At 43.1% G+C, this 13,017-nt stretch carries 14 protein-coding genes; 7 read left to right on the top strand and 7 right to left on the bottom strand.

Features of this window, described 5'->3' with window-relative positions; all coding sequences use genetic code 11:
* Window positions 1-8 precede the first annotated feature (8 nt).
* From L1D31_RS07575 to L1D31_RS07590, 4 genes are all read left to right on the top strand, one after another.
* Window positions 9-983, top strand: coding sequence for an efflux RND transporter periplasmic adaptor subunit (locus L1D31_RS07575; protein ID WP_239836485.1), 975 nt, complete (start codon window positions 9-11; stop codon window positions 981-983).
* Window position 984: 1 nt separating this feature from the next.
* Complete coding sequence (locus tag L1D31_RS07580; RefSeq protein WP_239836486.1) at window positions 985-2,142, top strand: ABC transporter permease; 1,158 nt, start codon at window positions 985-987, stop codon at window positions 2,140-2,142.
* Window positions 2,139-3,266: an ABC transporter permease gene (locus L1D31_RS07585; RefSeq protein WP_239836487.1), complete on the top strand. Its 1,128-nt coding sequence runs from the start codon at window positions 2,139-2,141 to the stop codon at window positions 3,264-3,266. The genes L1D31_RS07580 and L1D31_RS07585 overlap by 4 nt, the downstream gene beginning before the upstream one ends.
* Window positions 3,267-3,451: 185 nt before the next feature.
* Complete coding sequence (locus tag L1D31_RS07590; protein ID WP_239836488.1) at window positions 3,452-4,948, top strand: EAL domain-containing protein; 1,497 nt, start codon at window positions 3,452-3,454, stop codon at window positions 4,946-4,948.
* A gap of 13 nt (window positions 4,949-4,961) precedes the next feature.
* Here the strand turns inward: L1D31_RS07590 and L1D31_RS07595 are convergent, their stop codons facing one another.
* A complete protein-coding gene (locus L1D31_RS07595) occupies window positions 4,962-5,399 on the bottom strand; it encodes a DUF3859 domain-containing protein (protein ID WP_239836489.1) in 438 nt (145 codons plus the stop codon).
* On the bottom strand, window positions 5,378-5,821 hold the full coding sequence (locus L1D31_RS07600; RefSeq protein WP_239836490.1) for an ATP-binding protein: 444 nt from the start codon (window positions 5,819-5,821) through the stop codon (window positions 5,378-5,380). The genes L1D31_RS07595 and L1D31_RS07600 overlap by 22 nt, the downstream gene beginning before the upstream one ends.
* Before the next feature lie 77 nt (window positions 5,822-5,898).
* Here L1D31_RS07600 and metA point away from each other — a divergent pair, with 77 nt between their 5' ends.
* The gene (metA, locus tag L1D31_RS07605) at window positions 5,899-6,840 is read left to right on the top strand and encodes a homoserine O-succinyltransferase (protein WP_239836491.1); all 942 of its coding nucleotides are present in this window, start codon (window positions 5,899-5,901) and stop codon (window positions 6,838-6,840) included.
* Here the strand turns inward: metA and L1D31_RS07610 are convergent.
* Window positions 6,824-7,639, bottom strand: a complete 816-nt coding sequence (locus L1D31_RS07610) for an alpha/beta hydrolase (RefSeq protein WP_239836492.1) — start codon at window positions 7,637-7,639, stop codon at window positions 6,824-6,826. The genes metA and L1D31_RS07610 overlap by 17 nt on opposite strands.
* A 120-nt stretch (window positions 7,640-7,759) precedes the next feature.
* On the opposite strand from L1D31_RS07610, the gene pilW reads away from it, so the two are divergent.
* On the top strand, window positions 7,760-8,431 hold the full coding sequence (gene pilW / locus L1D31_RS07615) for a type IV pilus biogenesis/stability protein PilW (RefSeq protein WP_239836493.1): 672 nt from the start codon (window positions 7,760-7,762) through the stop codon (window positions 8,429-8,431).
* A 13-nt stretch (window positions 8,432-8,444) separates the two neighbouring features.
* Here the strand turns inward: pilW and L1D31_RS07620 are convergent, their stop codons facing one another.
* From L1D31_RS07620 to L1D31_RS07630, 3 genes are all read right to left on the bottom strand, one after another.
* A complete protein-coding gene (locus tag L1D31_RS07620; RefSeq protein ID WP_239836494.1) occupies window positions 8,445-8,639 on the bottom strand; it encodes a hypothetical protein in 195 nt (64 codons plus the stop codon).
* Between the two features lie 14 nt (window positions 8,640-8,653).
* Window positions 8,654-9,637 carry a 23S rRNA (adenine(1618)-N(6))-methyltransferase RlmF gene (rlmF, locus tag L1D31_RS07625; RefSeq protein WP_239836897.1) on the bottom strand — a complete coding sequence of 328 codons (984 nt, stop codon included), beginning with the start codon at window positions 9,635-9,637 and terminating at the stop codon, window positions 8,654-8,656.
* 65 nt (window positions 9,638-9,702) lie between these two features.
* On the bottom strand, window positions 9,703-10,212 hold the full coding sequence (locus L1D31_RS07630; protein WP_239836495.1) for a M48 family metallopeptidase: 510 nt from the start codon (window positions 10,210-10,212) through the stop codon (window positions 9,703-9,705).
* A gap of 109 nt (window positions 10,213-10,321) precedes the next feature.
* On the opposite strand from L1D31_RS07630, the gene L1D31_RS07635 reads away from it, so the two are divergent.
* The gene (locus L1D31_RS07635) at window positions 10,322-10,552 is read left to right on the top strand and encodes a glutaredoxin family protein (RefSeq protein WP_006962058.1); all 231 of its coding nucleotides are present in this window, start codon (window positions 10,322-10,324) and stop codon (window positions 10,550-10,552) included.
* A gap of 4 nt (window positions 10,553-10,556) precedes the next feature.
* Here the strand turns inward: L1D31_RS07635 and L1D31_RS07640 are convergent, their stop codons facing one another.
* Complete coding sequence (locus L1D31_RS07640; protein ID WP_239836496.1) at window positions 10,557-13,001, bottom strand: PAS domain-containing hybrid sensor histidine kinase/response regulator; 2,445 nt, start codon at window positions 12,999-13,001, stop codon at window positions 10,557-10,559.
* Window positions 13,002-13,017: the final 16 nt, after the last annotated feature.

The following is a 13,017-nucleotide window of genomic DNA, read 5'->3' on the forward strand; positions in this document are numbered from 1 at the left end:
ACACTAAGATGAAAAAAGCCAAACCGATTATCCTAACTGCCGCTGCTTTAGCCATATCATCTTGGGTTGGATACCAATTCTATACAGCTTATTTGCCTAAGCCGGTTCGACTGCAAGGTCAAATCGAGTCACAACAGTATAGTATTTCTTCTAAAGTCCCCGGACGAATTGATCAGGTATTGGTCCGCAAAGGCGACAAGGTGCAAAAAGGCGAATTAATCTTCACTCTGCATAGTCCAGAAATTGAAGCAAAACTTGAGCAAGCTATAGCAGGAGAAAAGGCAGCTGGTGCCATCGCTCAAGAAGCAGAAAAAGGGGCGCGCACCCAGCAAATTCAAGCTGCTAAAGACCAATGGCAAAAAGCCAAAGCAGCGTCTCAGCTTATGGAGAAAACCTACCTTCGAGTCAACAACCTCTATAAAGATGGCGTGGTTGCAGAGCAAAAGCGGGATGAAGCAAAAACCCAATGGGATGCTGCGAAATACACGGAAAGTGCAGCATATCAAATGTACCAAATGGCGCGTGAAGGGGCGCGTGATGAGACCAAAATCGCCGCTGCAGAAAAAGCCCGTATGGCAGCAGGCGCTGTGGCTGAAGTAGAAGCTTATGCCAAAGACACTCAAATCGAAAGCTGGTTTGATGGCGAAGTGTCACAAGTCTTACTTCAAAGTGGAGAGCTTGCCCCGCAAGGCTTTCCTGTAGTGACCGTTATTGATACAGCGGATTCTTGGGCTGTCTTGAATGTCAGAGAAGATCAACTCAAGCATTTTTCTAAAGGCCAGACATTCAATGCTTACCTGCCAGCGCTTGATAAGTCATTGGAATTTGAAGTCACTCATATCGCGGTAATGGGGGATTTCGCAACTTGGCGTTCAACCGACTCGTCACAGGGTTTTGATCTTCGAACCTTTGAAGTTGAAGCTAGACCTTTGACGCATGATGACGCCCTTCGAATGGGGATGAGCTTGGCAGTCGAGCTTTAACATGAACGATCTGTTTTCCACTCAGTGGGCCATCATCAGGCGCGATAAATGGTTGTTGTCCTGTCTTACATGGATACCTATTGCTCTCGTCATCTCAATTTGGGCAATTTTTTCACAAGGACTGGCACGAGACTTACCTATTGGCATTGTCGACTTATCTCATAGTCAACTTTCCCGCCAACTGAGCCACTATTACGATGCGACATCAACTTTAAAAGTGACTCGGAACTTTGCCGATATTGCCGAGGCCAAAAATGCACTCGTGACCAGCAAGGTTTTCGCCTATGTCGTTATTCCGACGGATTTTGATAAGAGTATTTATCAGGGTATACCTCCGCTGGTGAGTGCGTTTTATAACAGCCAGACAATATTGATTGGAAAACTTATCAGCTCAGCCTTGGTGCAAGCACAGTCAACATTCAATGCCCAAATCGACACTAAGAAAGCGTTATTAGAAGGAGGACACTCAATAGATCAAGCGCTGGGATCAGCACTGCCAGTCAAAACCCAAATTACACCTTTATTCAACAAAAACGCCAATTACGCGCAGTTTTTGGTCTCTGCAATTGTGCCTGCCTTGTGGCAAATCATCATTGTGGTTTCGACCATTTTAATACTGGCCGCAAATCATAGAAATAGAGGCTTAGTACGTTGGTTGGGAAATAACAGCACCACAGAGTGCTTAAAAACTCTGCTTCCTTACTTCCCCATATTTATAGTACAAGGCTTGGCCTTCCTATACTGGTTTTACATGGGCTTCAAATGGCCAATGAGCGGTAGTTATGCTGTGTTGATATTCGCACAAATCATCACTGTTTTCGCTTGTGTTGTTATGGGCAGCTTCTTCTTCTTTTTAACTCTCGACCCAGCTCGCGCCATGAGTTTTGCTGGCGCTTTCACTGCCCCCAGCTTCGCCTTCATGGGCATTACTTTTCCAGTGACAGACATGAACCACCTCGCACAAGCTTGGCGCAGCTTGTTACCTATTAGTCATTATATCGAGATTCAGGTAAGCCAAGTCAGTTATGGTCAAAGTGTTTATGATGCCTTACCTCACCTGCTACCCATGTTAGGCTACTTACTCCCAGCCTTAATGTGTGCTTTGCTAATTCGAAAACATTTATTCAACACAAGACAAAGCCAAGTGGAGGCGCAATGAGAATCATAGATGTACTTTCTGCCGAAGTTAAAGCTTTGTTGAGTAACCCTATCGTGACACTTACTGTGTTTGGTGGTGTACTGTTCTATTCGTTTCTGTACCCTCTTCCCTACAACCACCAAACGCCAAGAGAACAACCCATCAGTATTGTCAACCTTGATCGTAGCCAGACTAGTTACAAGCTTGAGAGAATGGTGGATGCAACGCCACAGGTCAAAGTCGTACAACGTGATTACGCTATCGAGTCTGCTCAACAAGCCTTTATCGATGGTAAAATCAGTGGCTTTCTTGTGATTCCTGAGCATTTTTATAAAGACCTATTAATGGGTGCTAGCCCGACTCTCTCTTTCGCAGGGGATGCCTCCTATTTTCTTGTCTACGGAACCGTCGTTGAAGGCCTTGCACAAGCTGGGGGAACCTTAGCCGCCCAAACAAAAGTTACTCGATTACTCCTGGATGGGACTCCAATGGCTTTAGCCAGTGAACAATATAGCGCAACCAAACTGAACCTTAAGCCGACCTTCAACCCACGTATGGGCTACATTGACTATGTTGTTCCAGCAGTGTTTGTTTTGATTTTACAGCAGACAATGGCGATGGCTTCAGGCCTAATGACTGGTAGCCAAAAAAGCGGAAAAGGCTATTGGAGTGCCACCCAGCCGAGCACACTACTCTTGGTCCGCTTTAGTGTTCTGGTAGGCATTTACTATATTCTGAGCATGTTTTATTTTGGTGCCAGTTTCTCGATGCATGGCATCAGTCAACTTGCAACTAGTGCTCAACTCCTCTCCCTGCTATTGCCGTTTTTACTCGCTTCCTGCGCAATCGGTATCTGCTTGGGAGCAATAACGCCAAGACGAGAACTTGTTACCCTAGTGGTTCTCATCAGCTCAATGCCGTTGATCTTCAGTGCAGGATTTATCTGGCCACTAAACAGTATTCCCTCCCCAGTCCTCTGGCTCTCACAACTTTTTCCAAGCACACCAGCTATTCAGGGCTTTCTTGCCTTAAATCAAATGGGAGCAAGTTGGGATCAAATATCTTCTCAATGGGGGCTGTTGTGGTTACAAAGCGGCTTATGGATCAGCTTAGCTCTCTACAGCTATCGAAAATACTGTCAATAAAGCGATTACCAGCACTTATCTTCTAACGGTAAATAACATAGATCACCTAAGGCGGCAATTGGCTGAATAGCGAGAATTGGTGTAAAAGTTAACTTAGTTATTGCGATTAATTTGCGGACAGTTCGACATTTTTATGCGGCAATACATATTAACATCAAATAGGTTAACAAAATAGAATAATTAAAATGAATCAAAGCGTATCAACTCTAACACTAGAACTTAAATCACTGCTTGCTTACATTTTAATTCCACTTTGCATTGTTTTTCCTGTTTCACAATACGTTGCGTATTATGGAATTACGGATAGCTTGAAAACCATCGCCTTAAATTTTCAAGATAGAATTGAAGATGTCATCACTGAGATCCAAGAAAAAAATGCTAAAGCAATAAAGCATCCTGAGAGTTGTGACGCTATTCGTGAAGATCTCCTGTTTGAGAGTTCCTTAAGAGAACTCATCATCATTCAAGACGGCATCGCTATTTGCTCCTCAAAGCGTGGGGAAGTTTATACCGACTTAAACTATGCCTTTAAAAATGGTACGGCTAAATCTGGCGTCTTTCTTTTCGATATTAACCAAGACCCAAAACAAAGAACGATGGTCGTGGTGAATAGAGAACCGAATATCGTTAATAGTGGTGCTTTTGCTATCGTTGACAATAACTACCTTCTTACAAGGCTAACTAACATTGAAAATGATAAGCTGAGTTTTATTACGGCTAAGTTTGGTCAAAAAGTCTACCCTGCAGACAAAGATTTTGCATCGGATACTCTTCATTACATTACTACCTCTCCAAAGTATGGTTTTTCTTTAATGACTGAAGCGAGCCCCGAATTTATTCATCGACGTGTTGTTTATTCTGCATTAAGCAGCATTCCAATTTCTTTTCTCATTTCAATGGTTTTATATACTGTTCTTTCGCGTCTCAAAAGCCGTGACAGTCTCGTCGATGACCTAAGAAAAGGCTTAAAAAGAAAAGAGTTATTCCTCGTTTATCAACCTATTATTGACGCTGACGACAGTCAGAAACTGAGTGGTTTTGAGGCACTCATTCGCTGGCAACACCCTAAACTAGGTTTGGTTCGCCCAGACTTATTTATACCACTGGCTGAACAAGAAAATATCATAGATGCTATTACTGATTATGTCTTGGAAGTGGCATTAGAGGATTTCAGTTCAGAACCTGCATTCCGTCATGTTCATCTAGGTATTAATGTTCCTCCCTCCTATCTACATCAGCCACAAAACATATCAACTCTATGTCACTATGCTATCCGCTTTAGACAGGTTGGGATTCGCCTTGTAGTTGAGGTCACCGAAAGACAGATACTTGATGACAGAGGGCGAGATGCGCTTTCAGAGCTGAGAAAGAGCGGTGTTCTCATCTCGATTGATGACTTTGGTACCGGCCACACAGCTCTCTCAGTCATCCAGAACACTCAGTTTGATTATTTGAAAATTGATAAATGCTTTGTTGATACTATTGGTTTAGAAACCGTTAATGCCACTGTACTAAATACGATTATTGAACTTGGCCATCGCCTGGGTGTAAAAATAATTGCAGAAGGTGTCGAAGAGCCCGAGCAAGTCAAATATTTAGCCGAAATGAAGGTATCTTATCTGCAAGGTTACTACTTTTCTAAACCCTTGAAGTTAGAGACACTTAAACAATCTTGGCTATAGTAACAGGAACAGCCTAAAACCCTCGTCTTTTCCAGAATTCACCTTCATCTCGGCTGTAAACATCGAAGGTCTTATCCGCAACCACTTTGCCATTTAATTCAATGGTCATACGCCATTTACCAATGTTGGAATCATAACCATTGATAGGGGCTAAAAGCTGAATGGTATCCCCAAGATAAAAATCCCAGTCATTACTCCCGACATGCATGTCCCCAGTAAACGGATCTAATATCTGGCCTTTTTTACCCAGAACCCCCGGATGGTCAATGCAATATTCAATCACCTGACCTTTGGCTTTTTTGATATTCACAATAAAACCAAACTCTATATCCTGATCGGCAGGAACTTTAGTTGTGAAGTCTTGGATTTTAGGTAAGTGCTTAGATTTTGAATCCCACTGGCTATAGACGCCGTAAGAGGTCATTTCTATTACAGCTGTTCTCTTCGCCATTCTTGCCACCGTTTTTTCATCTCTAGGATAGTGCTTGCAGGAACACCGTGAATATTGCCATAGTCTTGCTTACATTCGATGACTTCAAACACCGCGTCATACTGTTGCGCCATTTTGTAGTAAGGTATGATCTCCCATCTCATGACAAAAGTATTAGATACCACCACGCTTTGCCTCTGAAGCAAGCTTTCACGCGTCATTGTTTTGCACCAATCATGCGCCTTCGAGATATCTTCTGGTCTGAAAATGTAATCACCTTGAGCATCAATGAAGTACATATCCGCTTCATAATGATTCACACCCAGTGTCCGAGCTAGAGTACTTTTCCCGGAACCAGGCAACCCACGAATAATGGTCAGCTTTAGCGTCATTGAAATGAATAGTTCGACTAATGAGGCACAAATTTTACCGCAAATAAGCATAACAATGCTATCGACATCTCATTAGGTTTGAGTTAAGTTTGGATGTATAGACGTCCAAAAAGCTTAGGGAGAAAGCTGTGCCGATTAAGATCCCCGACCAATTACCTGCTAGTGATGTATTACGTCAGGAAAATATCTTCATAATGCCCGAATCTCGAGCGTCTACGCAGGAAATTCGCCCCCTAAAAGTATTGATCCTCAACCTAATGCCGAAGAAGATAGAAACTGAGACTCAGTTTCTTCGCTTACTTTCTAATAGCCCGCTTCAAGTAGACATTGAGCTGCTACGTATCGATGATAGACCAAGCAAGAACACACCCACGGAGCACTTGGATAACTTCTATCGTCAGTTTGAGATGGTCAAAGGGCGTAATTTCGATGGTCTGATCATTACAGGAGCCCCATTAGGACTGGTTCAATTCGAAGACGTAATCTATTGGGAGCACTTACAAGCCATCATGAGTTGGGCGAAAGAGCACGTAACCTCGACATTATACGTGTGTTGGGCTGCTCAAGCAGGTTTGAAACTGCTTTATGACCTACCCAAGCGCACTCGGAAAGAGAAACTTTCTGGTGTCTACCACCATCAGATACATCAACCGTACCATCCTGTATTGCGTGGCTTTGATGATACTTTCTTAGCTCCCCACTCACGATATGCAGACTTCTCACCCGAGTATCTCGCTGAGCATACCGATTTGGATGTGCTGGCGACTTCTGATATCGCAGGAGTGTATTTAGCCGCGACGAAAGACAAGCGAAATGTCTTCGTGACGGGTCATCCTGAATATGATGCATTTACGCTTCACAATGAGTATATCCGTGATCTCGGCGAAGGAATGGAACCCGCTATTCCTGTGAACTACTATCCGAACAACAATCCAGATAACAAACCCATCGCAAGCTGGCGCAGTCACGGTCATTTGCTATTTTCGAACTGGCTCAACTACTGCGTATACCAACAAACTCCTTACGACTTAGATCAATTTAGTGAAGCCAATTTCACAAAGGATGATTAAGGCCTAAAGCGTGGATTAGTTGTTTGATTTCGTTGATAACTTTAGGGGTATTTTGCCAAAGGATAAAATGCCCCTCACCCTTAACTTCCACCAACCTCTTATCTTTTCCAGATAGGCGCTCAATAGCAAAAGTCGAATTCTCAGGCGCTGCGATATTATCTTCATCACCGTGAATCAAAGTCACGAGCACTGAATCCAATGGACTCCAATCCTTAGCACTGAGCTTTTCAAGCTCTCCAGCAAGAGGCAACATTTCTCCATTTGACTTCCTCCAACTGTCAGTAAGAAAAAGACTAACCAGCCACGTATCTGCCAGCTTGTTGTACCATTTAGGTGCTTCAAGTGTTGGGTCAAATGCTGGCGCAATCAATACCATTCCGTGAACCAAATTCGGAAACATCAGTGCGAGATTTAGTGCAATAGGCCCACCTAGAGAATGACCAACCAGAATATTAACTTTGTCTTCAGCAAGAAAAGATTTAATGGATAGGGATTGTCCGTCTAAATTGGCAATAAGCTGGTTAGGAGACTGACCGTACCCCAAACGATCAATCGAAACCAATTCAGCATTGGCTAATAACCAAGTGTCTTTCAAGTAAGCTTCATAGCCTTCTTTATTCCCGGGGGAGCCATGAATAAAAATCAGCCTATAGTGACTAGCATGGTTACCCTGCTTAACATACGCCACACCACTGTCCGCATACTGAGTGCTCATGTCTAACTCAGATGCGATAGATGATTTAATAGACAGCCCGACTAAAAAGCTTAAGGCCACTGCACCGATGACTTGTTTTTTCACACTCTGTTCCCTTTATTTTCAGCCGTTCTTGCTAAATCGCCCGCATGATTACGCCTATTTTGATGAGACCGGACAAACAACGTAATACATTCAAAAGAAGGTCCTTCTCTTTGCCATACTATGCGCTTTCTATTTCTTTTCGCCAGCCTATTACTATCAGCTTGTGTCACCGTCAAAAATCCTTTATCGACCTCAGCGAAAAACCATCAAGCGGATGCTCGAATCGCATTGGGGATAAGTTATTTACAACGTGGGGAGCGGGTCAAAGCACGAGAGAATCTACATAAGGCTCTTGTACATTCACCGAACTATTTCCGCGCTCAACTGGCTATGGCTCATTATTTGGATCATGTGTCTGAGTACGAACGAGCGGATAATATGTACCAGAAAGCCATTCATAGCCAACCTAGTAATGGGCAGATACTGCATGACTACGGTAGTTTTCTTTGCAAACAATCCCGCTATAACTCAGCGCAGACTATGTTTGACAAGGCCATTCAACAGCCTGACTACCTCAATGTCGCAGCGAGCTACGAAAGTGCCGCTTTTTGTGCGCTTAAGGCTGAACAAACCATACAAGCAATGACATACTTCAAAAGAGCAATAGCACACGATCCCAAACGAGCACAATCAATACTAAACTTGGCCAAGCTTGAAATTGAGCATGGAAAACTGGCAATTGCCCGACAGCGTATCAACTTGTTTCACCAAGAATTTGGCGTACGAGATGTTTCGCTCCGCTTGCTCATGAAGTTAGAGCAGAGCCAAAAAACAACCAGCCTCAGACCATAGTATTGAAGCATGCTTAGCGTTTCTTTCGGTGTGATAAAGGGGTACTACGCCGGCGTTTTATCCGAGAAGCTCGCTGGATTTTGAGATACTCTCTATAAACGATAAATACAAAGCCCAAAAGCCCAGCAATAAACAGGAAGGCAAAGAGAATAAGTAAACCATCGCAAAACCATTCAGGCTCACAAGGCATATAAATTTCGACATCCATATGCCCTCCTTTGTTTACTGTTTTGAGCTGTACCAGCCTTGTCTTTCAGCTGGCGTTTGAAACGTCCATGCCATAAACCGGCTCACTTTGTGCCCTTGACTCATTTCAACTATTTGTACCTCTTTCGCACCAACTTTAGCGAGGTTCTTGCGCATCCAACGTACGTTCTCTTTTTTGGAAATCAAAGTAGAAAACCACAATACCTGTTTCGCAAAGTCACGGCTTTCAAACGCAAGGTTCTTGATAAAGGCCGCTTCACCTCCAGGGCACCAAAGTTCCGCATTTTGGCCACCAAAGTTAAGTATAGGTGATGCTTTGTATTTCTCTTTTTCCCTGTATAAGCCACGTTGCTGCTTACTGCGATTGAGGTTGTTAATTTTACGCTCCGTACCTTGCTGCGCTTCCTGTAAGGATCTGTGAAATGGCGGGTTACAAGTTGTTAACTCAAAATACTCATCGCTTTGAATGATATCTTTAAAGAAATACCGGCTTTGTGTTTGCAAACGGCACTCTATTAGTGGTTTGAGTTCAGCATTACTTTCAACAATCTGATTGGCGTTCTCAATAGACACCGGATCAATATCAGAGCCTACGTACTGCCATCGGTACTGCGTTGCTGCGATGATAGGATAAATACAATTTGCCCCTACTCCGACATCCAGTGCCCTGACTTTTTCGTGGTTTATCTGCTTGTTATCTTGCACTAGCAACTCTGCTAAGCGGTGGATATAGTCGGCACGACCAGGAATTGGCGGACACAGATAACCCTCGGGAATATCCCAAAAGGAAATGCCGTAATGATGAACCAGTAAGGCTTTGTTGAGTAATTTGACGGCAACAGGATCAGAGAAGTTAATGGACGCCTCACCTTTCGGATTTTTAACAACATGCCTTTTCAACTCTGGGGTCACTTTCACTAATTGAGAAAAATCGTAGCGACCTCGATGCAGATTATGCTGGTGTAACCCCGCTTTTCCTTTTAAAACCGTGACTTTCATTTCTCCTGACGGCTTGCCTGTGTATTTCGGGCTTGTTCGCTTGTTCTGCTCAATCATAAATTAGTTTACTTATTCGTTTTCTCTACCGTTTCGGTATATATCATAAATAATCGAGCATCGAGCTCAAGTTGGTGATAGTCAGGTTCCATATGGCAACAAAGTTGGTAAAACGCTTTGTTATGGTCTTTTTCTTTCAGGTGTGCAAGCTCGTGAACCACAAGCATTCTCAGCAAAGGTTCAGGGGCATTTCTAAACACACTGGCGATGCGGATTTCATTTTTGGATTTAATTTTACCGCCGTGCACTTTAGCGATGTAAGTATGTAGTCCTAACGCATTGTTGATAAGGTGAATCTTATTGTCGTATACCACCTTACTGATGGGCGATGTTTTTTTCATATAGCGATTTTTTATCGCCATTGTGTACTCAAACAGCGCTTTCTCGCTTTTAATCTCGTGATTTTCCGGATAACGACGCTTAAACCATTTCTGCAACCGTCCTGTTTCCAACAATTCTGTCACTGGATTAATAATATGTTCTGGATAACCTTGGATGTAACGAAGAACTGGATTCATAGCGTAAATATCAGTGCAAAGATCAAGGTGTGCCAGTCTACCCGAATCACACTTGCCATTCACTGTCTTTTCATTACACTCTGCTGCAAAGCAAGATTAGGAATTTACGATGAAAAGACTTGTCTTATATGTGAAGGATAAATGCCCGCACTGTAAAGATGCCCAGCGATACTTAGATGAAAAAGGGTACGCCTACAGGTTAACTAACGCCAAAATGCAACGCGGTCGCAAAGAGCTTGATGCGATCGGCGCTCGTTCTTTGCCCGTACTCAAAATTGGTGATCGCTATATGATTGGCTGGAACCCGAAAAATTTCGAAAAGATGTACAACTCAAAGTGATCAATCATGCTTCGCGCATCGCTTTTTCTTCCAAAGTTTTAAGCGTTGCGTGAAATACTTCATCCAGTTTGTCTGAACTAATAGGTTTGGTAATGACATCTGCACAGCCTGCAGAGATCATTCGCTCTCTTGTGTATTCAAATGCGTCAGCAGTACAACCAATAATAACTGGAGGGGACTTTAAGCCTAGTTCAACAATCGCTTTGGTTGCCTTCAACCCATCCATCACTGGCATATGGTTATCCATTAAGACACAATCGAAATGTTGATTTTGCACTCTTTCCACAGCCAATTCACCATTCTCAACCACTTCATATTCAAACCCTTTGTTTTTAAGGAATTTACCTAAAACCAAGGCGTTGACTCTCGTGTCTTCCGCAATAAGAACACTCAGGCCTGCTCCGTCGAACTCTGGGAGCTGTTCCTGCTTCTCATGAGTCTGACGAACTTGTACAGTTTTCAATTCAATAGGAACGAGCACCGTAAACTGGCTACCCTCTTCGACGGTACTGTTTAAGTCAATCGTCCCCTTCATTGCTTTGACCAAATCACGTGTAATAGACAAACCTAAGCCCGTTCCACCAAATCGACGCGTGGTATCGTTTTCCGCTTGAGCAAAAGGGTCAAAAATCACTGATTGCTTTTCCGAACTTATCCCAATCCCTGTATCAGCAACCACCATATGAAGCTCTGTTTTCTGACTTTGCTTCACCACATCTAAAGTTAGGCTAATCCCTCCTTCCGAAGTGAACTTTAAGGCATTACTGAGCAAGTTTTGTAGGATTTGCAGTATACGCGTTTCATCCGCGATTAGTGCTTTATCAGATGATTGAGGGTAGGTACATTTGAACTCAAGGTGTTTGTCAGCACACAGTGGTTCATAAAGCCGAGTCAGCCTTGTCGCCACGTCATGTAGAGAAAACTCTGTTTCTTCAAGTTCGAGTTTTCCCGCTTCAATTTTTGAGAAATCAAGAATATCATTCAGCACATTTAACATGTGTTTCCCAGAGCTCACTAAAGTGTCCACGTACTCTTGCTGCTCTTGGCTAAGGTTTGTGTTTTTAAGTAGATCCCCGACACCAAGAATACCATTCATCGGCGTTCTTAGTTCATGGCTCATCGCGGCTAAAAATTGAGATTTAGCTATGTTCGCCGCTTCCGCTTCTACAGCTTTTATTTTTAGAGACTCTTCAAGCTCAACACGCTGGGTAATATCGCGCTCAACAGCCATAAAGCCCTCAATCTGTCCATCTGTGGAATATAAAGGAGTCAGCGCAATTTCAATCCAGTATGACTCTCCGTCTTTGTTATAATTCAGCAGCTCAAAGAAACCCGGTTCTCTGCGATCGATGAAGTCATGCATTCTCCTTGTTGTTTGTCTATCTGTATCAGCTCCTTGGAGCAGCTGACTAGGCTTTTTACCCACTAACTCAGATAACGAATAACCTGTCAGCTGTTCAAAAGCTCCATTAACCCATGTCACTTTGGCATTTAGGTCGGTGAATACAACGGCATCACGCATATGCTTAACCACGCGTGCTAATCGAGCCGATTCTGCCTCTCGTATTTTCAAAGATTCTGACTGCTTATATAAACGCTGCTCTGACTCTGCCAATTTTAGGAATGGCGAGACCAGTACTCTACGCCCAAAGATAAACATAACAATCAGCGTAATCCCAGTGGCAGTGAGCATGCCAATAAATAAGCTTTCCATTAAATTGGATCTGGCGTTCACCACCAACTGTGGTGATACCGAATACATTAAGGTCAATTCAGTTCCTTCGATAGGAAAGGTATCAACCTTCCAATTATTGGGTGGACTCATCTCCCAATTCAGTCGATTTTGAGCAATACCAAACCAGTGCAAACTATCTGTGCCTAAGCTCTCGAAAAACTGGCTCTCATCCAGTGGTGTGACATAGGTACCTAGGCCTTCTGCGTAATCGTTATATAAGATTGGAGAAGTAAGCAGAAGATAGTCTCTTCCACCATATTTAAACAGTGAGTATGACTGTTTATCCATTAATGACTCATTTTCTACACCAGTTGTAATGAAGGTTAGTACCGTATCTGGAAGGGCTATTTCTTGATAAATTTCCCCTCCTGAAAAATCATATATATTAACGTAGGCAGTCGAGCCAGATGACTTAATTACATCAAGTTGATCTTTAAATGCGCTGCGATTATCCACCCCTTCTAATACTGCTCGTGTGACAACAGAGTGAGAAGTGACACGTCCAAGCCTTTGCTCATGCAGCTTCAGAAACTCGAATACATACCTCTCAATGGCAACGAATTTTCCTTTTAGACTCTCGTTAATAAGGATTTGTGCCGTCTCTCTGGCTTGATGTTGAACAAAGGCAAAACTTGCAAGCATGAATACGCAGGCCCCAACGATGAGAAACAACGAAAACAAATGCATTCCATTTTTCTTATCAAACTTCAACATAGACCTGCGTTACCTG

Origin of the sequence: Vibrio sp. Isolate23, from assembly GCF_022398095.1 — a bacterium.
GTDB classification, from domain to species: domain Bacteria; phylum Pseudomonadota; class Gammaproteobacteria; order Enterobacterales; family Vibrionaceae; genus Vibrio; species Vibrio coralliilyticus_A.